Raw genomic sequence first — 25,428 nt, 5'->3', positions numbered from 1 at the left:
CTTCATTCCGTATTCATCACTTTTGTATAAACTTCTTTTAGCTCATATCCGATTTCATCAATACTCTTTTGCTTAGCCGTTTCATAACCCGCTTCACTTAACTGTGGTAACGTGCCTTCCACGATTCCTTTGATTTTCTCAATAAATCCTTCATTGGTTTTTTCCATGTATGCATTGCGCCCATTACTTAGCCACCCTTTATAAACAGGAATATCCCGAACGAGCACATTTTGGCGGCTGGCTAACGCCTCAAGGACGACGATCCCTTCTGTTTCTTCATAAGAAGGAAAGAAGAATAAATCGGCAGCGGAATATGCGCCTTCGATAATGTCTCCTTTGATATAACCGGGAAACAACACATTTTCTGGATGGTCTTCATTGACGAGGTCGCGGATCTGCTTAGGAATCGTCATCATTGGTGTATGGCCAAACCAGATAAACGTATACTCAGGCAATTGCCTAGCTATCTCTACAAAATCAAGAATGCCTTTTCGTTCAAAAAATAAACCGACGGATATAATGACTTTTTGATCTGGTAAGAGCTTGAAATACTCACGAAAGGCTTTTTCTTTCTCTTGATCCGGCTGATATTTGTCAAGATCGATGCCGTTTGAGATCGCTTCGATCGGCACTTGGATACCATACCCTTCCAAAAGTTCTTTCGAATAAGGAGTCGGGGTGATCAACTGATCGGCTCTAGAATAAAGATTGATCAAATATTTTTTATATAATGGCGAAAGCTGGTTTGAGCCGATAAATGAATTCCGAAAATCCTCTTCCGTAGAATGGGCATGGTAAATCACTTTTTTCCCTTGTCTTTTGGCTTTGTTGACCATGTGCATACTATTGATCCCATACGTGTTGATGTGAAGAATGTCATAATCCTCCTCATTTTTATCAAGAGTAAAAGGAATCCCGACAGATGTCAGTGCTCGTTGCTGATGGGCCAACGCTCGACCGATACCTGATTTAGCTAATAATTTTTCTCCTTCAAAATAAAGAAGTACTTTCAAAGATGATTCCTCCTTGGAAATGCTTATATCTGATATTAGTATACCATAGGCAATCGGAGACATACTCCTACCATGGTCCTAGATTTTGTTCCCCATTTAATCATGATACGTGAAAAACCTACGGAATCATAGCTTTATACAAAGATATGACAAAATTGTTCGTTTTCTGAAAAAACGTGCAGGCTATTGCAAGTCAAATCGAACAAGAAGGCTTCTTACTAACAAAAAAAAGGCAACAAGCAAAATTGCTTGTTGCCTAGAAATGATTAGTTTACATACTGTTCGATTAGCTCAACAACTTCTTCCATTGTATCGCAATCTTCTAAAGCACGTTTTGCTAATTCTTGCATGTCAGTCGTTGACAAGCGTTTCATTAAGCTACGTGTTTTCAGAACAGATGTTGCACTCATTGAGAACTCATCTAAGCCCATACCTACAAGAAGTGGCACAGCAGTTTGATCGCCCGCCATTTCTCCACACATACCAGCCCATTTGCCTTCAGCATGCGCTGAATCGATCACGTTTTTGATCAAACGTAAAATTGATGGGTTGTATGGTTGGTACAAGTAAGACACGCGCTCGTTCATGCGGTCTGCAGCCATGGTGTATTGGATCAAGTCATTGGTACCAATACTGAAGAAGTCAACTTCCTTCGCAAACTTGTCTGCTAAGACAGCAGCTGCTGGAATTTCGATCATGATTCCGACTTGGATCTCGTTAGAAACCTCAACGCCTTCGTCAATCAATTTTTGACGCTCTTCTTCATACATTTTCTTCGCAGTACGGAACTCTTTCAATGTTGCCACCATTGGGAACATGATACGTAAGTTGCCGTGAGCAGAAGCACGTAACAACGCACGAAGTTGGGTACGGAACATGTCATCCCCAAGTTCAGATAAGCTGATACGCAATGCACGATAGCCTAAGAAAGGATTCATTTCATGAGGCAATTTTAGGTAAGGAAGTTCTTTATCGCCACCGATATCCATTGTACGGACAACCACTGGTTTGCCAGCCATTCCTTCTAAAACTGCTTTGTATGCTTTGTATTGGTCTTCTTCTGTTGGGAAATCAGGAGAATCCATGTACAAGAATTCAGTACGGTATAAACCGACTGCTTCTGCACCATTGTTGTGGACACCTTCTAAATCTTTTGGCGTTCCAATGTTCGCAGCTAATTCAAAGTGCTTGCCATCAGCGGTAACTGTTTCAGCATCTTTTAATTTTTCCCATTCTGCTTTTTGTTCTGCGTAGGCTTTCCCAGCTTCAACAAATTCAGCTGCTTGGTCATCTGTCGGGTTGACGATAACGTCACCGATAATACCGTTAACAGCTAAGATGTCGCCCGCTTTCACTTTTGCAGTGATCTCCATTGTTCCAACAATTGCTGGGATTTCAAGAGAACGTGCCATGATAGCGGAATGAGAAGTACGTCCACCGATATCTGTTACAAAAGCTTTTACAAAGTTGCGGTCTAATTGTGCAGTATCACTTGGTGTCAAGTCATGCGCAACAACGACTACTTCTTCGTTGATCATTGAAGGATTAGGCAAAGTCACATTCAGCAAATGCGCCAAGATACGTTTTGCGACATCTTTAATGTCAGCTGCCCGTTCTTGCATGTAAGCATTGTCATCCATTGCTTCAAACATACCAATATACATGTCAGTAACTTCTTTCAACGCAGCTTCTGCATTGACTTTGTTATCTGTCACGTTTTGTTTGATTTGACCAATCATCTCAGGATCTGAAAGAACCATTAAATGAGCATCAAATACTTGTGCTTCTGCTTCACCTAAAGTTTGCGCTGCTTTGTCACGGATTTGTTGTAATTCCGCTGTTGACTTCGCTAACGCATCATCTAAGCGTGCTTCCTCTGCTGCAGTATCTTCAACTGATACTTTTGAAAAAGATAAATCAGGTTGTACTAACAGGTAGGCTTTCGCAACGGCTACACCATCACTAGCAGCAATTCCTTTTAGCATCTCAACCATTATTCAGACAAACCTTCTTTTTTCATTGTTTCTACGATTGCAGCGATTGCATCTGCTTCGTCAGCACCTTCAGCAGTGATAGTTACATCAGAACCTTGGCCAACGCCTAATGACATTACGCCCATGATTGATTTAAGGTTTACTGATTTACCTTTGTACTCTAAGTTGATATCAGAGTTGAATTTGCTTGCTGTTTGAACCAATAATGTAGCTGGACGTGCGTGAATCCCTGTCTCAGCAACTACGTGAAAATCTTTCTTTTCCATATTGATCAATCTCCTTTATGATACGTTTTTTTGTGTGAAGGCAAAATTTCCATGCATGCAATGACACCCGAAAAAAATCGCCCTTTCAACTGTTAAGATTACCATTTTTTTCCTCGATAGACAACCGTTTTCTCTTAAATAAACGATTGAAATAAATGTCCTATTTATTTTCTTGCACATAACGGTAGATGATCTTCCCATTTAAGCCCGCTTCTCCGACAAAAGAAGACCGATCTTCCAACTGGAGCCAGACATCTCTAAACGCCAGGAATTCTGGCTGTTGGACAATCAATTCTTGGATCTCTCCAATGCGCAAACGCGTTATTTCTGAAGCAAAATCTCTGTTCTCCATCCTCAATTCTCACCTCTTTCTTTCTATTATAATGGAATTACTTTTTATTTAAAAGACGCTTCTGCTAATGAAAGAGCGGCAAAAATTTTTACGAGTAAAATTCTTGCAGTCTGACAAAAAGTTAGTATAATAGAATTATGGTCAGTAAAGGTCAATAACACATTACCTCGAAGATGACCGTTTCTATGCACACAGCCCCTTTTCTTTTACAAGTGTAAAAAAGCGCCGTAAAATAAGGGTGTTGGAACAAATATGAAAGGTCGTGAATCTATGCTTTGTCAAAATTGCGGCAAAAATGAAGCGTCTATTCATTTATATGCCAGTGTCAATGGTCAAAGAAAACAACTCGATTATTGTCAAAGTTGTTACCAAAAATTAAAAGCTCAATCTGGGAATGCTGCAGCTGCAATGGCGCAAGATCCTTTTGGATTCGGCAATATTGATGATCTATTTCGTCAAATGTCTCGCCAGATGCAGCAAGGAAATACCCCTTATGAACAAACCCCTCCGACGCAAACCGGCGGTAACGGTTTTGTGGGTGGACAGCCTCCACGCAATAACCAAGCACCTGCAGGTCTGTTAGGAGAATACGGTATCAATATTACTCAAATGGCTCGTGATGGCGAAGTCGATCCAGTCGTTGGTCGTGATTCAGAGATCAAACGAGTGATTGAGATCCTTAATCGTCGAACAAAAAACAACCCTGTGCTTATTGGTGAACCTGGGGTTGGGAAAACTGCCGTCGTTGAAGGGTTAGCCCAAAAAATCGTTGATGGTGATGTACCACAGAAACTAATGGACAAAGAAGTCATTCGTTTGGACGTTGCGTCTCTTGTACAAGGCACAGGTATACGTGGCCAATTTGAAGAACGCATCCAAAAATTGATTGAAGAAATCAAGCAAGCAGAAAACGTGATTTTGTTTATTGATGAAGTCCATGAAATCGTTGGCGCTGGTGCAGCGGGCGACGGAAATATGGATGCTGGAAACATCTTAAAACCAGCTCTTGCCCGTGGAGAACTACAAATGGTCGGAGCAACGACGTTAAATGAATACCGCATCATCGAAAAAGACGCTGCTTTAGAACGCCGTTTGCAACCAGTACGTGTGGATGAACCTTCTGTGGAAGAAACCATTCGTATTTTAAAAGGTTTGCAACCACGTTATGAAGATTATCATCATGTGAAATATACTGATGAAGCGATCGCAGCTGCCGCTACCCTTTCTAACCGATACATCCAAGACCGATTCTTGCCTGATAAAGCAATCGATCTACTAGATGAAACAGGTTCTAAGAAAAACTTAACGATCCAAATCGTTGATCCAAAAACGATCGAAAAGAAATTACAAGAAGCAGAAGAACAAAAACAAGCTGCCTCTCGAGAAGAAGATTTCGAAAAAGCTGCTTACTATCGCGATCAAATCAATAAATTGCAAAAAATGAAGGAACGCCAAATCAGCGAAGAAGAAACGCCAGTCATTACCGAAAAAGACATGGAACAAATCGTTGAAGAACGGACAAATATTCCAGTTGGTGAATTGAAAGAAAAAGAACAAACGCAATTGAAAAATCTTGCGGATGACTTGAAAGCTAAAGTTATCGGACAAGATGAAGCGATCGATAAAGTAGCCAAAGCGATCCGCAGAAATCGGGTCGGTTTAGGCAAACAAAACCGTCCAATTGGCTCTTTCTTATTCGTCGGGCCAACCGGTGTCGGGAAAACCGAATTAGCAAAACAATTAGCCTATGAGATGTTTGGTTCTGAAGAATCAATGATTCGTTTCGATATGTCAGAGTATATGGAAAAACACAGTGTATCCAAACTGATTGGCTCTCCTCCTGGTTACGTTGGCTATGAAGAAGCGGGTCAATTGACTGAAAAAGTTCGTCGGAATCCATATAGCCTGATTTTATTAGACGAAGTGGAAAAAGCCCATCCTGATGTATTGCATATGTTCTTGCAAATTCTCGATGATGGTCGTTTGACGGATGCCCAAGGACGTACAGTCAGCTTTAAAGATACCTTGATCATCATGACAAGTAATGCTGGAACTGGCAAAGTTGAAGCCAACGTCGGCTTTGGCGCAGCGCGTGAAGGCATCACTCGTTCCGTGTTAAATCAATTGAACAATTACTTTACGCCAGAATTTCTCAATCGCTTTGACGGGATCATCGAATTCAAGGCACTTAGCAAGGAAAACTTGTTATCGATCGTGTCCCTTATGCTGCATGATGTCAATCAAACACTTAGTCATCAAAAATTGCATATCGATGTTCCACAAGACGTGCAAGAAAAACTGGTCGATCTAGGTTACAGTGCAACGATGGGTGCTCGCCCATTGCGCAGGACCATCCAAGATCAAATCGAAGACGGGATTGCTGAATATTATCTTGAGCATCCTCAAGTCCGTCAGTTAAAAGCACAATTGGAGGATTCCGATAAAATCGTTGTAACTTCAGCCGAATCCTCTGAACTTCCTGAAGAAACACCTTCTGCTGAAGAGGAAAAACCATCGGAAACAGATGAGCAATAACGTGTCAAAACGGTGACCAAACCGTTCGTTTTGCCAGACAACCATGTTTTGCCAAAAAATTGGGTAATTCCGAGTTGTCTGGCTTTTCTTTTGAAAAAAAACGACCTATAATGTTATTAATAAATACATAGAATGTGAGGTGAGTCTGGTGAAATTAATCAACGTTACAAACAGCCATTCTCGACTAGTATTGAATCAACTTGAAAATACCGACGCAGAACTTGTAAAGGTTTACACTGCCGGAGACACGACCGTGATCTTTACCTCAGCGCCGAACCACAATGAAATTTTGCTGATCAATAAAAAACGGAATATTCGCCCGACGGAAGTAGAAGAAATCAAAAATTACTTCTTGAAAAAATTACCTGATGGCTCCTATGATCCTGCTACGATCTCTGTGATCCAAATGCCCGAAGTGGTAGAAATCTCCATCAAAAAAACGTTGTCTTCCTCACGTTAGCTTTGCCTAATCACGTGTTTAAAAAATATCTATAAAAGGTGACTGTCGCAGCCCTCTTTTATAGATATCTTTTTTTGTCTTCTCTCCTCCTTCTTTCGCCTAGTACTTCGACCAACGCTACCTGATAGTCAAGCAAAAAAAGAGAGCGTAACGCTCTCTTTTTCAAGTATATTTATTAGAAATCATCGACTGGATCATCACATGTAGATTGTGCCAATCCTTGGTACTATGAACATTGCCAAAAAATGTAAATTTCTGTGACTCATTATGGATCAGCACGCCATCAGAAACCAGTATGTCTGAGTCTCCTAAGTTCGAACTAAAGTGAATCACATTTTCATTGTAAATTTTCAATAGTTTGTTCTTAATGACCGGAATATATTCTGGGTGGTTCAAAAGAGAAATACCAATGCGAATCGGTTCCTCTTTTTGGATAGGTAAATAAGATGCTGTAATCTGAGCGATTTTCCTTAAGAAAAGGGCTTCTTTTTCTATTACAAACGAATGGCGCTGCAAGACGGTCGCAATCAGCTCCTCCACCTCTAATACGCGTTCGTTCGTAGAGGACAAATCTTCAGTAGACACAAAACTATCCAAAAAGAGATGAAGACAGCCCCATGTATTCATCACTAATTCATAGGTAAGAAACGCTTCGATCGCTTTGGAAAGATCATACTTTTGCGACAAGACAGCCACAACATCGGCAGAAAATTCGACCAATGGATTCCCCGAGAGGTTTCGCAGCTGTTTCCCCAAAAGAAGTTTCTCTTGATCCGAGATCGTTTCAGGTATGAAGAGAAAAACCCAGAAATGATAAAAAATCTGTTCTTTCTCGATATCTTGCTGACTTCTGATCGGCAGCAGCTTGATCACTTGCTTTTCCCCATTGAGTTGCTTGATTTGCTCATAAATAGCGATGGAAGCTTCGTCTAATTCATTGACGATATAGCCCCTCAACACCGCATTCTCAATGATTGAAAAAATAATGTCGTGCTTCACTTTTGTAGTTTTCAACGGCTCATATTCTTTCGCAGCTAATTCAACGCTTGCACGGGTGCGCTGATTGATGTAAACATTGCAAGCCATGATCTCAACTAAATAATGGTACATCCGCACACAAGGCTCTGCCCCTGTCAGATCAATGGAATCTGTGTTGTTATTGATAGTAATCGGGACATTTTGGATAACCAGCATTTTTTTCAGATAGCTGATCAATTTATAACAATAAGAAATACTAAAAATCAATTCTTCTGAGATGTCCACCATACGGGTCTTTCTTTTTCTTAACAAATAGGATAATAGACGATAATAAGGAGATTCACAAAAATATGCAGGCTTTGTTCTTCGTTTAATTCTCGTGACAAATAAACGGTTCTCTTTTTCAACAAAAAAATAGACTCGTCAAAGGTCGTAAACTCTCTCATATCTTCGGCGATTTCATTGATCAATATTTTCACCTGATACAAAGATTTGTTTATCGTTTCACATATTTTATCGAGAGACAGCTGCTTCTCCAAAATGATATTTCTAATAATAGTTAATTTATCTACCTGTTTTTTGGTTAAATAAAACCTATACAACTTTTCTATATACTCCAAAATTTTTTACCCGCCTTATTTAAAAAGTATCCTAGTTTCCAATTATAGTAAAATAAACTTAAATTTGAGCCTCTTTTTTCATTAAACGGACAATTTTAATAAAAACTTCAGAAAAATCCCCGCTTCTTTAAAACAGAACGGGTGAGAAAAACTTGTGAAACGATTCTTACCTTTTGTAACAAAAAAGTGTTGGAAACCATTAAAAAGATCCTGGGAATTAGCTGTTTCCATAGACTTAGAAAAAATTCGTATTCTTTCATTGATTGGTAAGTGACTTGGAGAGTAAAATCATTTTCTAGCTGGACAAACTTCTTTGAGGAATCAAGTTCATTTCAAAGAGCTTGTAATATAATATCTTCTCTTTTTAGCCAGCAATCTTTGTATTCATAAATGTTGATTATCGACAATTCATCACTCATCTCATTAATTGACCGCATAATTTCTTCATCATCCGAATCAACATTGCCAATGACATGCAAATCATAATGAATACCAGATTTATCCACGCACTCAACGATATAACTGATGACATCTCCCCAAAAATGTTCCAATCGATGCGTGCCTCCTGCTTTTTCTAGCCTTGAACGTTCAGCGATACACAAAACGTTTTTCGAAGAGTATTGCAAGATGTTGATTTCCCCTAGTGATTCTGCTAAGTAGTCAAGAACCGATTGCCGATCATCTTCTTGATCCACAATTAAATTTCTCTCTAAAATCGTGTTCGTCTTGTTGCTGAAAAAGCGCACAGTCAACATGGTAGCATTCTTTTGTCCACTGAAATTTATTCTGGTTTGCAGCATTTTGATTCACTCCTTAAAAGAACTTTGATCCTCTGCTATTAAGGATATAGTAAGAACCAGCTGATTTTTATCGTCTTTTTTTCAAAAAAACTACAAATAAAATAATCATTGTCACTCTTTTTCTTTCTACTAACTAAAAGACCTGACGATTAGAAACGAGAGGTAACTTCATAAAATTAAGAAAGACAAAAAAAACTCTTTCAAAGCTTTCTTCAAAGAGTCTGATTGTATATTCCTAAAAAATTATGCTTCCTATTAAAATCTATGATTCATGAGATAGCCATCCCATACAGTTAGTTTTTGAGATATCATCATAATAAAACAAACATGAACGTTTATTATTAAAACAGGAGTACCCCTTGATTTCTCTGTCGTGTGAACCTAGAAGATTTGTAGGGGCAGATTACAAATTGAATGAAAACGTTAATTGATATTTTTTAAATAAGTAACTTTGATATACCTATCCAATAGGAATACATATATAGAATCATACTTTTCAATCCCCACCCTACGCAACTGTTCGTACGTGTAAAGCTACTTCCAAAATAGTTTCTTAAAAATGATAGAAAGTTGGTTTCTATTGAATTGCAGGGTTCACTAAAGAAATATCAGACATGAATTTTCAGAAAGGCTTTTTCTGATACTACTGACCCAAAGCAAATTTTCAGAGACTACGAATAACTTTTTTTCTTTTTTTAGGTCCAATCCTAGTTGGAACGACAATTCTTTCAATTCTGAGAAGACTTTGACTTAAAATAAAAGCCAAAATATAACCCTGCAACAAATTTACTTTCATAGTCATTATTACCGAATTGATAATTCATAGACAGAAAGATCGGTCGACTTGATAATCAACATGATTTGACCACTTGAATATTTTATTAAATTATTTTATAAAAAAATCAGATTAATAAAATACTTTCTACTTTTTCATTAAAAATAGCGAAAAAACGGATAATAACTTAATACACCCTCATTGTATACTTTATTTAAGCAGTAAATCATCTGCAAAAATTAAAGTGAGGTTTTATTATGAAAAAAGTTATTTTGGGTACTACATTCATTGCATCTTTGTTGTTAGCCGGAGGAGTCAACGCATTTGCCAATACTATAGCAACAATTACCGAACCTATTGAAATTGAAGTTATTGATGGTGATGCAACATTCACTTTTAATAAAATGGAGCTATCAAATCCCATACAAATTACAGAAGCATTATTGGAGGGAAATACTGGAATTGTGGAAGGATCTGTATCTAATGTGGGAGGAACATTACAAAACTTAACTCGTTCTCCTAAAACAGTTAATATTTCCGTAACGGCACCTAATGACAGTGGCATAAGCATTATCGGAAGTAACCCTTCTTCTTTAGAAGCAAGAGCGATTGAAGTTGTTTCAACACCTGAAACAGAAACAGAAATAGCATTTACCATTAATAGAACATTTGCTTTGTTACAAGAAACTGATGATAAACCTGTAATTACAATAACAGCACAAGACGGTACTCCTGATACTGGTGAAACTCCACCACTATAATTTTCAGAAGGAAAAAAATCATGAATCATACATTCAAACACAGAAATTCTTTTCTAAGGATTTCTGTGTTGCTTCTCTTACTAACACTGATCAGCAATACAAACATCCGTAATGCAAATGCCGATGAGACGACGAACTCACTGAAACTTACTCTGAGAGAAACGGAGTACAAAATTTCAGATAATACCTTGAGTATTTCTCCGGAAAAGGAGACGGCGTATACTGTTGAAATTTTACTAGAAAATGTTGGATCTGGTGACTCATCCATTGTTGTCACGCCTTACACCTCTACTGCTCTCTCACGAGAATCGGCTATCATCTATAGCGAGGACTTGACTTTACTGCTAGATGAGTATAACTTTTCAAATTATGCATTGATCGAATCAGAAGCATTAGATGACGATGATCAAATCGAGATTCTCCCAAATGAATCCGTTCTTGTGACCGTTACAATCACTCTTCCAGATGATCCTGCACGTGAAGGAACCGTGATGGGGGCAATCAATTTTAGTCAGATCATGGGTCTTGAAACAGCAGAAGATTCAGTCGGTATCAAATCTGTGTATGAGTCACTTATTTTTATCAACTTACTTTTTAGTGATGTAGAAGAGATCAAAGATGTCGTTTATGAAGACTTCTCCTTTGTTGCTCTTCAGGACACGGCAAACCTACAATTTTATGCACTCAACTATAATCCTATTTTAGGCAACTTAAACAATGCGCTCTATGAATTAATAAACCCCAATGGAGAAACAATTGCCTCTGGGGAATTAGCAAATTCCGTTCTTTTAACGCCGTTAACCAAATCAAGAATGCAGATTCCTCTAATAGACGATAGTGAACTTATTGCAGGAGAATACCGTTTAACAATAGAAACAACTAGAAAAGCGATCACGACTACTTTTTCTTATGAGAAAGAAGACTTGGATAACTTCAAAAAAGAGAACCGTCCAACGAACACTGCCGATGTTCAGACAAATAATCAAATCCTTATCTGGATCATTTTTGTTCTCGTTGCAGCGTTGGCAGTTGCAGTCATTTACATTTTAAAATCAAAAAGAAAAAGAGAGGGCTAGTGTTGTGACCCCAAAAGTTAGCTTTTAGGACTAACTTTTGGAGGTCGCTTCAAAGCTCCTTTTTTAGTACCACCAATTAGTCACAAACTTGTTCCAGCAAAAGCACTTTTCACCTAGTATTAGAAAAAGATGTGCAAAAAACCGCTCCTATTCAGCTAAGCGGTTTTTTCTACACTTGTTTTAAACATATCTTTTATCAAAAATCACTTCTTTTATAAAAATTGTCGCTATCTCGTACTGGCACTCTTCCTCTAAACGATCCTCATGGACAGTATCATCATTGATATCCTCAAGTGATTCTTCTTGGCTGAATGAATCATTCTCTAATGAGTCTTCTTCCTCTGGGCGTTCAGATTCATCTTCAATGCCATTGTCTTCTTGCTTTTCATCGTCTTGGTCTTCATCTGTCAAGTTTTCATCTGGAATCTCTTCTTTTTCCTCATCCGTCTGATTCATTTTTATATCTTTCGTAAAGGTCTCTGAATCATCAATTGCTGTAAACGTGACTGATAGGTAGTACTCAGAGTTAGAATCAAGATATTCCTTTATGTTCAATGTTGCAGCTACGTTAAGAATCATTGATGCTTCATCAGTATCCTCAATCTGAAAGATCATCTCTTCCGAACCGTTCACGCTGTTTAGTTCTGCTGAAAATCCTTCTCCGACAGCCGTGATCGTTACGTCAAAAGCACCTTCACTGCCATTGCTATTGACGGTCAGCTGAAGATCTTGTGTGGTTTTCAACAAATAATAGTGTTCGTCCTTAAAGTCAATCGTGTTCAAATCAAAAATCAACGTTTCGGAAACCTCATCAGCTGCAGTCTCTATTGTTGGAAAGAAAAATATCGCCGAAAATATGAATAACAAACTTTTTAGCACTATCTGGTCCCCTTTCTGGTTTCAGAAATCACTTTTATTTAATAAATAATCATTTGCTTTAGCAAAATCGATAGATAGATAACTAGTAGACTAGCAATAAGACTAATTCATTTTTTGAGTCGCGAAGCCATGGTTCACCAACTGAAAACTTAAACCATCTGTAGAAGAGCTTCAAATGAAGTTTCAAGGGCTATCACCGATTCATGTTCAGATAAAGAAAGTTTAGTCTTCACTAGTAGCATCTGACAAAAAAACATTTCCCTCAATCAAATGATTAAATGACCTTTATCACTGGCAATCTATTCTCTGCTTTTCCTCTACTTTCAAACAAGTGAAAATTTCCTGAATCATCAAATGTGCCTATGATATTTTTCTATTCATTTCAAATGCATTTCCTTGTGGTCACCTTTAATACTACGCTCTTTTTCCGACTCATTTTATCTTCTTTTAAAAGAATGGTTATAAATTAGGATAATTGTCTGATCATTGGACGATTGCCCCCAATCATGCAACCTTCCTTCTGTATCAAAAGCACGTTTTCAGCAAAAAAAGCCCCTTCTTATCCATTTGGATAAGAAAAGACTTTCTACGATCGTTCAATTAAAAAAGATCAGCCTTACGTACAAAGTTGTGCATACCTAGACAGTCTCGCGGGAATCGACTCTTACATCAAACTCTTCAATTCGACGTCTGGGTACTTATCTGCGAACCAGCGCATCGCAAATTGGTTCTCAAACAAGAACAATGGCTGGTCGAAACGGTCTTTCGCTAAAATGTTACGACTGGAGCTCATACGCTCATCCAAGTCTTTCGGATCGATCCAACGGGCAATCTTGTGGCCCATTGGGGTCATAATGACTTCGGCATTGTACTCATTCATCATGCGGTATTGGAAAACTTCAAATTGCAGCTGCCCGACAGCACCAATGATATACTCATCACTAAGATACGTCTTGTACAACTGGATGGCTCCTTCTTGGACCAACTGATAGATTCCTTTGTGGAAAGATTTTTGTTTCATCACATTTTTTGCAGTGACTTTCATAAAGAGTTCCGGAGTAAATGATGGTAGCTCTTCGTAAGCAACTTTTAGTTTTCCTTCATAGATCGTATCGCCAATTTGGTAATTTCCCGTATCATAAACCCCGATGATATCTCCAGCGACTGCTTCTTCAATATTTTCTCGGGTATCTGCCATAAATTGTGTCACATTGCTGAGTTTCATTTTTTTGCCAGTACGCTCAAGTGTCACGTCCATGCCTCGTTCAAAGGTTCCTGAACAAATACGGACAAAGGCGATCCGGTCACGATGGGCAGGGTTCATATTTGCTTGGATCTTGAATACAAACCCAGACATTTCTGGTTCATAAGGGCTGACTTCATCACCAGCCAAAGTTTTGTGACCGTAAGGCGCTGGTGCAAAGGACAAGAAGGTTTCCAAAAAGGTCTGCACGCCGAAATTCGTAAGGGCGGAACCAAAGAACACGGGTGTTTGATCGCCTCGTGCGATTTTTTCTGTATCAAAGGCATCGCCAGCTTCTTGCAACAATTCCACTTCTTCTAAAACTTGTTGGAACAGCCCATCTTCGGCAAATGGATGATCTGCAGGAAATTGTCCATTTTCATCTAGGGCAACTAAACGTTCCCCACCGTGATTGTCTGGACGATAAAATTCGACCCGTTGGTTATGGATATCATACAGTCCTTCCAAGCCTTTCCCCATGCCGATCGGCCAATTCATTGGAAATGATTCGATCTCTAAAAGATCTTCTAGTTCTTCTAATAATTCTAATGGTTCGCGGCCATCACGGTCGAGTTTATTGATAAAGGTAAAGATCGGAATACCACGTTTTTTAACGACCTGGAAGAGTTTTTTCGTTTGCGCTTCAATCCCTTTTGCGCTATCGATCACCATGACCGCACTATCCACCGCCATCAAGGTACGGTAGGTATCTTCAGAAAAGTCCTCATGCCCAGGGGTATCTAAAATATTGACCCGTTTGCCTTGGTAATCAAACTGCATAACAGAACTGGTAACGGAGATCCCCCGTTGTTTTTCAATTTCCATCCAGTCGGACTTTGCGAAATTCCCAGTCTTTTTCCCTTTGACCGTACCAGCTTGGCGAATCGCGCCACCGAATAATAATAATTGTTCTGTGATGGTTGTTTTCCCCGCATCCGGGTGGGAAATAATCGCAAAGGTACGGCGACTATCTACTTGTTGTTTTAATTTTGGATTATCCATTGATTTTATTGCTCCATTTCTTGTATTTACAATGCGAACAGTGTCTATTTTAACCTGTCGCTAGTTTTCTGACCAAATCAGTATATCATGGATAAGGGTGATAAAAAAGCAAAAAAAGACAAGAAACCCCTTTGACTACTCTCTTTTAAAGAGTTAGGCAAAGGGCGTTCCTTCCATTTGATGGAAATAAATTAAAATGCTGGCAGTAAGGTATCGCTATGGTCGTTTTCTAAAAATTCGCGAACTTTATCGCTAGTCATGGCACGGCGCAAAACGGCGATTTTTTCAGAATCTTGATTGTCTTCTCGAGCAACCAATGAGATAGCAAAGCGATCATCGATCGTTTTTTCTAAGAAAAGTGCATCAGCTGGTTTCAAACCGATTTTCGCAATATAGGTTGGGTAGTTGTATACCAAGGATACATTCGGCTCATCATAGGCTTCCGCAAGATTCAGTAAATCAACAGATAACCATTCAAAATTTTTCGGATTTTTGGTAATGTCTTTTAAGGTCCCATTGACACCAACGCCTTCTTTAAGGGTGATCAATCCTTCTTCTGCTAAAATCGCTAACGCTCGACCTTCGTTAGACACATCATTCGGCAATGCGACTTTTGTTCCTTCTGGAATATCATTGATATCCGTATACTCTTTGGAATAAAAACCGACTTTTGCATTGTAGATTTTATCTAATGCCACTAGGTTTGCATCTTTTTCTTCATTATACATTTGCATATATGGTTCATGTTGCGCAAAGTTGGCATCGACCTCGTCATTATTCAGCAGCTCATTGTACTGGATATTGTCATTGACTTGGACCAACTGGATTTCCCAGCCATCTTCCACTGCTTCCGCTGCAACTTTTACGACATCGGTCATTGGCGTCGTTTGCGAAGCGACCTTGATGATTTTCTCTTCGCTCGCCTCATCCGAACCCGTACCGCAAGCCCCCAATACACCTAATGCCAATACACTCAATCCTAAAACAAATCCTTTTTTCACTTTCATTCCTCCTATTTTCGTTTATCAAGTTTTCTTGCTGCTTGATTGCCAATCCCTTGCAGGATAAAGACCAAAAGAATCATGATGATAATTGCAAAATACATGACGCCATATTCATAGCGTTGATAGCCATAGCGGATCGCAAAATCGCCGATACCACCACCGCCGACGATCCCCATCACCGTCGAATAAGAAACCATACTGACTGCTGTCGTCGTTAAAGATAAAATCAATCCGCTTCTAGCTTCCACTAGTAAAAACGACCAAACGTATTGCCATTGACTGACGCCAAGGGATTTCGCCAAATAAGAAACTTCTTCTGGGACATCCAGCAGTACTTGCTCCGTCAAACGAGCAAAAATACTCATAGCAACGATGCTCAAAGGGAAACTGGCGGGAATTGGTCCAAATGAGCTACCCAAAAGCATTCGCGTCAGTGGAATCAAGGCTACGACAAATAATAGAAACGGAAATGAGCGGATAATCGTCACAACGAGATTCAAACCCTCATAAAGAAATGAGATTTTTTTCCCACGACTGCGGCTAAGAAAGAGCCAGACACCTAGCGGTAGTCCTAAGACAATGGCTGCGAGCATCGAAATCCCCATCATGATCGCTGTTTCTTTCAAAGACTGAAGTAATTCAGGTAAATAATACAAAATACTCTCACTGATCGTCATGCAGCAAACTCCTCTCCACTTTGTCCACATAAGAGCTTTCTTTGCGGACAATTGGCTGCGGATGATTGACAAATTCCGCCGCAAAGACGGCATCTTCCAATACAAACACGCGTTGACAAATTTGTCTAACTGCGGTTAGCTCATGACTAACGAAAATGACTGCTGGCTGAAACGTCTGTTGAACTTTTTGCAGTAAAGCAAGTACATCGGCTTTCGTATCTTCATCCAGCGCACTAGTGGGTTCGTCACACAGCAAGATTTTCGGCTCACGGATCAACGCCCGTGCGATAGCTACTCGTTGTTTCTCCCCACCGCTCAACTTGGCTGGATAAATGTCGACTTTGTCTTCCATCCCAACAAATGAAAGCATCTTCAACACCTTCTCCGATGATTTCCCCATTAACTTCAAGGGCAAATAGACATTTTCAAAAACGGTTCGATTGTGTAACAGATTGTAATTTTGAAAAATCATGCCGATTTCCTGCTGCGCATGTAGCAGTTGCTTTTTGTTTAAGGGATCGATTCGTTTCCCGTCAAAGAGCAGCTCCCCACTGTCAGGTGTCTCAATTAAGTTCAAAAGCCGAAGCAACGTTGATTTCCCCGAGCCGCTTTTGCCGACGACCCCAACAATTTCCCCCGGCTGAACAGCAAAAGAGAGACCATCTAGGACGCTTCGATCGTAACGCTTTGTGATGTTGATGGCTTCTAGCATCTTTTTTCCTCCTAATCAAACAGCAACGCAAGAAATTCAGCGTTAGTCATCTGATGGATAAATTGCTCGATGGCAATATCCTTTAGCAAGCGGCTAATGGTGTTTTGTTCAAAATCAATACCTCGTAGCATCGCTTCAAGTTCACTGATCTCTTTTTGTCCAAAAAAATCACCGGTAATTTGAATCGCTGCAATCTTGCCTTTGTTGACAGTAAAATCGACTTCAACGATCCCAACCTGCGCAAACCGCTTTCTTTTTTGCCATTCAAAAGCAGGCGCTTCATTAAAAATCCACTCATTGTTCGCGTAACGTTCTTCAAACAACGTTTGGATTGCTTGGCGATCCGCATCCGTCAAGACGATCTCTTGCTCACTGATTTCATCAATCGATTCTACTTCATAGATTCGGCAAAGGAGTGTATCTCGAAATGCCTTGGTATCCATTGATTGGTATTGTTCTGCCAAATACGGTTTAATATTCGTCACACTTTTCCGTACGGATTTCGTTGCTTTAGAGGCAATTTTTTCTTGGGCAACGTGTAGGACTTTTGTTAATTCTTCTAGATCCACATCATACATCAATGTGCCATGAGAATACGTTCGACCTTTTTTTGTATACATCGCATTGCCAGAAAACTTTTTCCCATCAATGAACAGATCATTGCGGCCATGTACTTCTACCTCCTTGGCTCCCATTGCCGCTAAGCCTTTCATGATCGGTTGTGTTGCACTTTGGTAGTCACCAAAACTCGTGGCATCTTTTTTGGTGACAAAACTAAAGCTCATGTTGCCTAGATCGTCATAAACTGCTCCACCGCCAGATGTCCTGCGAGTCAACACGATATTGCGACTCCTTAAATAGTCAAAATCAATCTCTTGATACGCATTTTGATTTCTGCCGATTATAACACATGGTTTTTGTATGTATAACAGAAGACAAGGTTCTGAAACATCTACGTTATTCATTAAATACTCTTCAGTTGCCAAATTGTAACGGATATCATCACTAAGCATACGGTAAAATTTCATTTCAAGCCCCTCGTTCTTATTAGATTTCTATGGATATTCTCGCTTTTCTTACGGAAAATTGCAATCAAAGTGCTTAACGATAAGATACACGTGTTTTTTTATCTGTTTTTAAACTGTATTATTGATTAGATTTATCGTAACCGTTTCTTACAAACAAATCAAGGGGAATAAGTAAAAAAAGGAACAAAAAAGACCAAAGCAGTTGCCTTGGTCTTTCTCATTTCATTCATGCGGAACTTTAACGGCGAGGCTCATCTTCCTCAAAATCTTTGCGGAAATAGCGGCGTTCTTCTTCTGGTTCCACTTCGCCTTCTTCTGGATCATGGAAGATTACACGGATCTTCAAGACACGTGATCCTTCCATTTCTTCAGAAATCAATTTCACGTTATCCACTTCAAAGGAAAGTTTTTCTCCTTCATCTGGAATCATTCCTAAAGCAGTGATCAGGTAGCCTGCCATCGTATCGACGTCGCTCATATGCAAGCTCATATTGAAAGCTTCATTGAAATCATCGATCAGCATCCGACCTTGGATCACGTATTCTTTATCAGAGATTTTTTCATAAAGCTCTTCGACCTCATCGGATTCATCATCGATCTCACCGACGATTTCTTCAAGCAAGTCTTCTAACGTAACTAACCCAACGACTCCGCCGTATTCATCAAGCAAGATCGCCATTTGGTTTTGGGTTTTCTTTAATTCATAAAGCAAATCATCGATAAAGACTGTTTCTGGAACAAACAATGGTTCTTGCAAGATCTGCTTGATGTCCATTGTTTCAAAGCCGTATTTGTAGGCACATTTCAAAAGGTTTTTGGTATGCAAAATCCCAACGACTTTGTCTTTATCTTCATTATATACAGGAATACGAGAATAATTTTCTGCTAAAATTTCAGTCAAAATTTCTTCTACTGAGTCATTGATATCCACCATAAAGGCAGAGGTTCGGGGAACCATGACTTCACGGGCGACTTTCGTATCTAATGAAAAGATCCCTTGCAGCATCTCTAATTCATCTTCTTCGAAGACTCCTTCTGTTTCCAACATATACCGCATTTCATCACGGGTCATCTTTGTGTCTTCATCGTCAAATTCCATTGGAGTGATCCGCGCCAATAAGCTTGTTGAAGCAGATAAGAACCAGACGAAGGGTTTTGCAATAATCCCGATCGTTCGAATCACACCAGAAGTGAACTGGGCAACTTCTTCTGATTTGTTCATGGCGATACGTTTTGGATACAACTCACCGAAAACGATCGACACATAGGTCAAGATCGCTAAAACGATAATGTTCGCTAAGCTTTTAGCCGCCGTTCCCCCACCTAATAAAGGTGCCAGACGGGTCGACAAGGTATCTGCCAGAGATGCCCCAGATAAGATATTCACCAAGGTAATCCCAACTTGGATCGTTGACAAGAAATTTGTTGGATTATCAATGATTTTCAATAATTTTTGTGATTTGACATTTCCTTCTTCCGCTTTTTGCTCCACACGGTTTTTGTTGACTGAGACGACTGCGATCTCAGAGGCCGCTAGAAAAGCGTTGATCAATGTCAAAACGATCAATAATAAAATTTGCGCTAGAAGCGACTGACTCTCGGGGTCAGCATTCATAATAGCATTCTCTCCTTATTTTTTCATATTCTAAAAAAAATCGTGGGCTTAGCCCACGATAAAATCCTATCACAAAGTTTTTTTCTTTGCAATAAAAAACACCAGTCATTGATTACTCGATCAACCGTTCTTGATTTTTCTTGATTTTGTCATCTTTGATCAGACGAACAATAAAGACCACGATCGTCCGACAAATTGCGTAAAACGGTACTCCTAAGAAAATTCCCAGCAAACCTGCCAGATTTCCAGCGACCAATAAAACCAAGATGATCGTTAATGGATGGATCGCTAATGATTTTCCGATCACATTCGGGTAGATAACATTTCCATCTAATTGTTGGACGACTAGTACCACGACACAGCACAGCAATGCGCGGAACGGTTCATCAAAGACCGTCACTAAGACTGCTGGAATCAAGCCAAGATACGGACCTAAATAAGGAATCAAGTTTGTGACCCCTGCGATCACCCCAAAAAGAAAGGCATAGTTGACGCCGATCATCCAGTACCCAATAAACGTGAAGGTAGCGACAAAAATACATTCGATCGCTTGCCCACTGATGTAATTGGATAATGTCTTGTTTAAGTCACCTAGCAACCCAACAATCTGCTCTCGTCTTCTTTCTGGAAAGACAGTTTTCAGATTAGGAACTAGCTTTTCTCCATCCTTCAACATGTAGAAAAGGATGAATGGGACTGTAACGATGATCATCGTCGCGGAAGCAATCGTACTGACGATCGATCCTAAGCTAGTGGATAACCCACTAAGAAACTGCTGCAGCAAAGAACCATAAGAAAGATTTAGGTTTTCTAACTGCTGCGCGATATCGATTTGTTTGAAAAATGGATCATCTGCGATTCTTGAGATCCAGCTTTCCATATTTTTGGCAAATGTTGGAATATTTTCCGCCAATGAAGTAATCTGACTCACCAGATTAGGAATAACGCTGACAAAAATCAAGATGATTGCTGCTACTAATAACAATAGAACCAATATGACAGCAAACAGTCGTTTTATTTTTGTCGTTTTCATCAAAAATAGGACGATTGGATTTAGCAGATAATACAGAAAGCCAGCAATCAATACTGGTGCAAATAAAGTAGAAAAAAACGTACCGATCGGTGCAAATAGAAAATTGACTTTACTTAACACAAACACGAGTGTCACTAAAACCAATGCTTCCAATGACCAAAAGAACAGTTTTGATTGTTTGAATTTGTCGAACAAAAGATTCCCTCCCTTTTTTATAACATTATAGTTGATTTTGTAAAAAAAAGCTTGCGACTTTAGCCGCAAAAAAAAGAAATTTGTAAAAAAAGTGGTATACTAATAAAAATAACGGAGAAATCATAGCTGAGGTGAGTTTTTTTTATGCATATCGCACAAACAAAAGATACGCTAAGTGAGATCTATTTGGCGTCATTGAAAATACGAAATCAAGTGTTCGTAAAAGAGCAAGGGGTTCCATTAGCATTAGAAGTAGATGAAAATGAGGCATTGGCTGTTCATTTCGTCTTATATGACAATGACAATGAAGCAGTCGCAACCTTACGTTTTTTACCGATCTCTGATCATGAGGTGAAATTACAGCGAATGGCGGTGCCAGCTGCTCATCGAGGTTCAGGCTACGGCAGGCAGTTGATCGAGGGAGCGGAAGCTTTCATTCAAAAACAAGGAATCAAAAAAGTCACGTTAGGGGCACAATTAACTGCCAAAGAATTTTACTTGAAGTTAGGTTATCAGCCTGAAGGCGATGTCTTTTTAGACGCGGATATGCCCCATATCAAAATGAGCAAAACCTTTTAACGAGCAGTGATTACTTAAAACAGCGACCACAAAACAGATCCTTCCTCTGTTTTGTGGTCGCTGTTTTTTATTCCTCTGCTTCAACGATCTCTTCAATCGCTGTCAGCAACGCTTGCGCCACCCTTTGATCATAGCCTTCACTTGTAATCACCGCTAAATCAGTGTCACTGTTCAAATAGCCTAACTCCAACAAAACTGCTGGAATATATTGCTCTCGTAAAACATAATAGTTACCAAAACGAGTGCCGTTGGAACTCAATGCCACTGAACTACTCAAACTGGAAGTGATCGTTTCTGCCATCTCTTTTGCCCCAGTATAGTAATAGTAAGTTGTCAGTCCTTGAATGCTATTTGGTAGCTCTGAATTATCGTAATGAATGCTGATAAATAGATCTGGTTCCTCCGAGAGTGAAGCTGCAGTAATTTCAGACAGCGCTAAATAGCGATCTTCGGTGCGTGTATAACTAACTTGAATTCCCGCTTGGGTCAGTACTTCGCCAATCGTTTGGACGGTGGCTAACGTCAAATCTTTTTCCATGATCGTTTGATCCGTTGACAGTGCCCCAGAATCTTCGCCGCCGTGCCCCGCATCAAGAACGACTTTAAAGTCTGACAATTTTTTTGGAGTCTCCGAAAGTGGAACTTCTTGGATGGATGCAGAATGCTTTTCAATGTAACCCGTTATTCCATCGTCTGTTTGGATTTCAACCATCTCTTCTGTTTGACTAAGTACGGTTGCCCAACTTCCACGGTGGATCTTCCCGATGACGGTCTCTTGACTTGTTGTCTGATAGATCGATACATAATCGTTCTCACTTTCAATCGCTGCATCGTATTCTGAGGGATCCACGTAAATTTGGACCATGCTTGCCGTTTGTGCGACCTCTTCTGCTTGAGCGTCCGACTCGGTTCGAGCCGTGCTTTCTTGGGTCTCTTCTTGAACAAAATGATCATTTCTCAACACAGCAAAACCTGCCGCAAAAAGTAGAATCATGGTAGTACCGATAACAAGCTTCCCTTTTTTCTTCATTTGCTTCCCCCACTTTTTCTTGGTCTTTCTATCATGGGACTAGCAGCTTAAACAGAACTTAAAGGCAACTGCTAGAAGCAACCCTCTCACAGCACAAAAAAACTTCAACCGAAATGGTTGAAGTTTCTCGGGAAAAATGAGCGATCCGACCCATTTCACTTATTTTTGAGACAACTGCTTGTAGCGATCATACCAAATGTCCACATACCCTTGCGAAAAGGGTCCTTTGCCATTATTGATCCAATCTACTAAAATTTTGACATTTTCTTTCAAGATAAAATCAATGTCTTGCGGATATTGCATAATCTTACTGTGCAATTCATACTCATCCACATCTAGTAAACGTTTCTCGCCATCAGGAAATACTTTGATATCAAGGTCATAATCGATATATTTCAATGCCTCTTCATCAAGTAAATACGGTGAAGCAAGATTACAATAATAGGAAACCCCCTTTTCTCGAATCATTGCAATAACATTAAACCAGTATTTTTTATGAAAATATACAATTGCTGGTTCACGGGTAACCCAGCGTCTTCCATCTGATTCGGTCACTAATGTATGATCGTTGACCCCTATCACTGAGAATTCACTGGTCTTTAAGACCATCGTATCCCGCCACGTTCGATGCAAATTGCCGTCATGTTTGTAGCTTTGAATGCTGACAAACTCTCCTTCTTTTGGAACTCGCATAGCAACCCTTCCCTCAGCAAGAAAACTTGCGTTTTGTTTGGGTGTTCATTACACCGACATCGTTAATATTATAGCAATAAAAGAAAGCTTTGCCTAGAAATCTTTATCGAGTTTCTGATATTTCTTTAATTGATCCACCAATTTCTGCTGGGGTTTTGGGAAAACATAGTTTTGAAAGGATTCTTTTGCTGCCCATTCGCTGTCTTGTAACGTGAGCTCTCCACGTTTTCTGCCGTAAAATAAAAGGACGTGCCATTTCAAATGACTAAAGATATGAGTGATTTCGCCAAAATGTCGTTTTTGCCAAACGACAGGTAGATCAGGAAAAATCTCGAGCGCATCATCTTCGGCAATCAAATCCAACTGCAGCTGCTCCTCTTTTGCCCATGTTCGCTGCAGAGCCTCGTACTGTTCTTTCGTCACTTCTACCAAAGGAAAATGCCACATAGAAGCCAATAAGCCTGTTTCAGGTCGCTGCACGAGTAAAAACGAGCCTTGATCTTCGATGGCGCCTGCGATGTAATAGACATCTTTTGGCTTTGCTTTTTTCGATTTCACTGGAAAGTCTGTTTGTCGATTCTCCGCATAAGCAAGACAATACTGACTGATGGGACACTCTTCACATTTCGGTGTAGTGGGTGTACAGATTCGTGAGCCAAGATCCATCAAGGCTTGATTAAACTCACCAGGTTCATCGGGGGAAATGATTGTTCTCATCGCCTCGTCAAATGGTCTTCGGCTGCTGGCTTTCGCAATATCTGCTTCGATACAAAATAACCGACTGACGACCCGCATCACATTTCCATCGATTGCCGGTTCTGGCAAGCCAAAAGCAATACTGCCAATCGCTCCAGCTGTGTAGGGACCAATTCCTTTTAATGAGCGAATCTCTTCAATTGATTGGGGCATTTCTCCGTCGAATTCGGCAACGATTTGCTGGGCGGCAGCCTTAAGGTTACGGGCACGAGAGTAATAACCTAAACCTTCCCAAACCTTTAAAAGCTTTTGTTCTTCGGCTGCCGCCAAGTCTTGGATCGTCGGGAATTGTTCCATAAAACGATAGAAATAGCCAATCACTGTCTCCACTCGTGTTTGTTGAAGCATGATCTCTGAGATCCAGATTGCATACGGATCGTTGGTCGCCCGCCAAGGGAGATTGCGTTTTTCTTTATGATACCAAGTTAAAAATGTTTCTTGGAACGTCTTGATTTTTTCTTCATCCCAAGTTTGCCATTGCTTACTCATCCATTACTTCCTCATCTAAGAATCGTTGTATATCATCGATGGCAAACCCTTTTTGATAAAGGCCTTGCTTGATTTTCATTTTTCGTTTCATCAACAGTAACCGCTGATGCCGCCGCATAAGTCGGGCACCTTCTCTTTGGAGCGCTTCATTTTCTTGGTCCTCATCTTTTTCCATCGGTAATTCATCCAAAATCATCTGAATGACTCCTTGATGAAAACCTTTTTGCATCAAATGCATTTTTATCTTTTGGATCATTTCTTTATGGCTTTTGTTGTGAAAACGACGCATCGCTTTTTCAGCCGTATGATAACCGACTTCAAACTGCATTTCCTCGGTATACAAAGGCAATACTTCCTGAATCACGGAATCTTTTAATCCTTTTTTTCTCAGTTGCTGACTGATGACCACGGGTCCTTTATCACTCATGCGGACTTGGGTGCGAATGTAGCTTTCTCCGTAGTTTTTGTCATCGATCAAATTCAACTCTTTAAGACGTTCAACGACTAAGTCTCGGTCTTGTTTTTCGATTTCTTTGTCTTTCAAATAGGTACGGACTTCCATTTCAGAACGCAGCTGATAGCTGATATAGTTCATGGCTTGCTGCAATCCTAAATCAAACCCCGCACTTTTTTTGATTTCTTTTAATTCTTCTTCACTCAGTTCCTTGCCTTTTAATAGCCGAAAACGGACCAAAAGATCTTCTGAGACCCGCAGCGTTTCACCTTCTGATGTCGCCACTTCATAAAATGGTCCTTTTCCTTTATCGATACGAATAATTGTATTCATCTTCTTCACCTCGCGAACGTACATTCTATTTTACCACAACTACGATGAAATTCCTTCTAATCAAGCTGAAAAAATG

General features: G+C 39.8%; 23 protein-coding genes. 5 read left to right on the top strand and 18 right to left on the bottom strand.

All coding sequences use genetic code 11. From position 1 onward, the window contains the following. Positions 1-2 precede the first annotated feature (2 nt). The 4 genes from IGK14_RS06620 to IGK14_RS06605 form a co-directional block, all read right to left on the bottom strand. Complete coding sequence (locus IGK14_RS06620; RefSeq protein ID WP_154694427.1) at positions 3-1,013, bottom strand: glycosyltransferase; 1,011 nt, start codon at positions 1,011-1,013, stop codon at positions 3-5. A 266-nt stretch (positions 1,014-1,279) separates the two neighbouring features. Next, the gene (gene ptsP / locus IGK14_RS06615) at positions 1,280-3,007 is read right to left on the bottom strand and encodes a phosphoenolpyruvate--protein phosphotransferase (protein ID WP_005225882.1); all 1,728 of its coding nucleotides are present in this window, start codon (positions 3,005-3,007) and stop codon (positions 1,280-1,282) included. Further along, positions 3,007-3,273: a phosphocarrier protein HPr gene (locus IGK14_RS06610; RefSeq protein WP_003126335.1), complete on the bottom strand. Its 267-nt coding sequence runs from the start codon at positions 3,271-3,273 to the stop codon at positions 3,007-3,009. The genes ptsP and IGK14_RS06610 overlap by 1 nt, the downstream gene beginning before the upstream one ends. 160 nt (positions 3,274-3,433) lie before the next feature. Continuing rightward, complete coding sequence (locus tag IGK14_RS06605) at positions 3,434-3,625, bottom strand: hypothetical protein (protein WP_154694426.1); 192 nt, start codon at positions 3,623-3,625, stop codon at positions 3,434-3,436. Between the two features lie 270 nt (positions 3,626-3,895). Between IGK14_RS06605 and IGK14_RS06600 the strand changes: the two genes are divergently transcribed. Together IGK14_RS06600 and IGK14_RS06595 are read left to right on the top strand one after the other, a co-directional pair. After that, positions 3,896-6,160 (top strand): ATP-dependent Clp protease ATP-binding subunit, encoded by a 2,265-nt coding sequence (locus IGK14_RS06600; protein ID WP_231473511.1) that lies wholly within the window; start codon positions 3,896-3,898, stop codon positions 6,158-6,160. A gap of 148 nt (positions 6,161-6,308) precedes the next feature. Next, positions 6,309-6,620 (top strand): DUF1827 family protein, encoded by a 312-nt coding sequence (locus tag IGK14_RS06595; protein WP_005225878.1) that lies wholly within the window; start codon positions 6,309-6,311, stop codon positions 6,618-6,620. 162 nt (positions 6,621-6,782) lie between these two features. Here IGK14_RS06595 and IGK14_RS06590 read toward each other — a convergent pair whose 3' ends face one another. Continuing rightward, a complete protein-coding gene (locus IGK14_RS06590; RefSeq protein WP_438711900.1) occupies positions 6,783-7,910 on the bottom strand; it encodes a helix-turn-helix domain-containing protein in 1,128 nt (375 codons plus the stop codon). Between the two features lie 640 nt (positions 7,911-8,550). Then, positions 8,551-9,018 (bottom strand): hypothetical protein, encoded by a 468-nt coding sequence (locus tag IGK14_RS06585; RefSeq protein ID WP_154694423.1) that lies wholly within the window; start codon positions 9,016-9,018, stop codon positions 8,551-8,553. A 1,032-nt stretch (positions 9,019-10,050) separates the two neighbouring features. Between IGK14_RS06585 and IGK14_RS06580 the strand changes: the two genes are divergently transcribed. Both IGK14_RS06580 and IGK14_RS06575 read left to right on the top strand, forming a co-directional pair. After that, the gene (locus tag IGK14_RS06580; protein WP_081117359.1) at positions 10,051-10,554 is read left to right on the top strand and encodes a hypothetical protein; all 504 of its coding nucleotides are present in this window, start codon (positions 10,051-10,053) and stop codon (positions 10,552-10,554) included. A gap of 20 nt (positions 10,555-10,574) precedes the next feature. After that, positions 10,575-11,630, top strand: a complete 1,056-nt coding sequence (locus IGK14_RS06575; RefSeq protein ID WP_154694422.1) for a hypothetical protein — start codon at positions 10,575-10,577, stop codon at positions 11,628-11,630. Positions 11,631-11,810: 180 nt separating this feature from the next. Here IGK14_RS06575 and IGK14_RS06570 read toward each other — a convergent pair whose 3' ends face one another. The 8 genes from IGK14_RS06570 to IGK14_RS06535 form a co-directional block, all read right to left on the bottom strand. Next, positions 11,811-12,509, bottom strand: a complete 699-nt coding sequence (locus IGK14_RS06570; RefSeq protein WP_081117357.1) for a hypothetical protein — start codon at positions 12,507-12,509, stop codon at positions 11,811-11,813. 664 nt (positions 12,510-13,173) lie between these two features. Then, positions 13,174-14,754 (bottom strand): peptide chain release factor 3, encoded by a 1,581-nt coding sequence (locus IGK14_RS06565; RefSeq protein WP_005225872.1) that lies wholly within the window; start codon positions 14,752-14,754, stop codon positions 13,174-13,176. A gap of 191 nt (positions 14,755-14,945) precedes the next feature. After that, on the bottom strand, positions 14,946-15,761 hold the full coding sequence (locus tag IGK14_RS06560) for a MetQ/NlpA family ABC transporter substrate-binding protein (protein ID WP_081117356.1): 816 nt from the start codon (positions 15,759-15,761) through the stop codon (positions 14,946-14,948). 5 nt (positions 15,762-15,766) lie between these two features. Then, entirely contained in the window at positions 15,767-16,435 is a 669-nt protein-coding gene (locus tag IGK14_RS06555) for a methionine ABC transporter permease (protein ID WP_010748069.1), read from the bottom strand. Further along, on the bottom strand, positions 16,422-17,147 hold the full coding sequence (locus IGK14_RS06550) for an ATP-binding cassette domain-containing protein (protein WP_081117354.1): 726 nt from the start codon (positions 17,145-17,147) through the stop codon (positions 16,422-16,424). The genes IGK14_RS06555 and IGK14_RS06550 overlap by 14 nt, the downstream gene beginning before the upstream one ends. 11 nt (positions 17,148-17,158) lie before the next feature. Next, a complete protein-coding gene (locus tag IGK14_RS06545; RefSeq protein WP_074934723.1) occupies positions 17,159-18,175 on the bottom strand; it encodes a lipoate--protein ligase in 1,017 nt (338 codons plus the stop codon). A gap of 238 nt (positions 18,176-18,413) precedes the next feature. Further along, positions 18,414-19,790, bottom strand: coding sequence for a hemolysin family protein (locus tag IGK14_RS06540; protein WP_005225867.1), 1,377 nt, complete (start codon positions 19,788-19,790; stop codon positions 18,414-18,416). A 112-nt stretch (positions 19,791-19,902) separates the two neighbouring features. Beyond that, positions 19,903-21,018 carry an AI-2E family transporter gene (locus IGK14_RS06535; RefSeq protein WP_005225866.1) on the bottom strand — a complete coding sequence of 372 codons (1,116 nt, stop codon included), beginning with the start codon at positions 21,016-21,018 and terminating at the stop codon, positions 19,903-19,905. 144 nt (positions 21,019-21,162) lie between these two features. Here IGK14_RS06535 and IGK14_RS06530 point away from each other — a divergent pair, with 144 nt between their 5' ends. Further along, positions 21,163-21,597 carry a GNAT family N-acetyltransferase gene (locus tag IGK14_RS06530; RefSeq protein ID WP_010748065.1) on the top strand — a complete coding sequence of 145 codons (435 nt, stop codon included), beginning with the start codon at positions 21,163-21,165 and terminating at the stop codon, positions 21,595-21,597. A gap of 67 nt (positions 21,598-21,664) precedes the next feature. Here IGK14_RS06530 and IGK14_RS06525 read toward each other — a convergent pair whose 3' ends face one another. The 4 genes from IGK14_RS06525 to recX all read right to left on the bottom strand — a co-directional run bounded on the left by IGK14_RS06525 (position 21,665) and on the right by recX (position 25,352). After that, positions 21,665-22,627 (bottom strand): N-acetylmuramoyl-L-alanine amidase, encoded by a 963-nt coding sequence (locus IGK14_RS06525; protein ID WP_081117297.1) that lies wholly within the window; start codon positions 22,625-22,627, stop codon positions 21,665-21,667. 159 nt (positions 22,628-22,786) lie between these two features. Further along, positions 22,787-23,320, bottom strand: coding sequence for a nucleoside tri-diphosphate phosphatase (ntdP, locus tag IGK14_RS06520; RefSeq protein ID WP_005225863.1), 534 nt, complete (start codon positions 23,318-23,320; stop codon positions 22,787-22,789). Between the two features lie 93 nt (positions 23,321-23,413). Further along, the gene (mutY, locus tag IGK14_RS06515; RefSeq protein ID WP_081117298.1) at positions 23,414-24,565 is read right to left on the bottom strand and encodes an A/G-specific adenine glycosylase; all 1,152 of its coding nucleotides are present in this window, start codon (positions 24,563-24,565) and stop codon (positions 23,414-23,416) included. Beyond that, positions 24,558-25,352 (bottom strand): recombination regulator RecX, encoded by a 795-nt coding sequence (gene recX, locus IGK14_RS06510; protein ID WP_270792441.1) that lies wholly within the window; start codon positions 25,350-25,352, stop codon positions 24,558-24,560. The genes mutY and recX overlap by 8 nt, the downstream gene beginning before the upstream one ends. Between the last annotated feature and the right edge of the window lie 76 nt (positions 25,353-25,428).

This window comes from Enterococcus sp. DIV0970a, from assembly GCF_051711265.1.
In the GTDB taxonomy this organism is placed as follows: Bacteria; Bacillota; Bacilli; order Lactobacillales; family Enterococcaceae; genus Enterococcus_D; species Enterococcus_D casseliflavus.
This window is presented reverse-complemented; position numbering and strand designations above follow the sequence as displayed.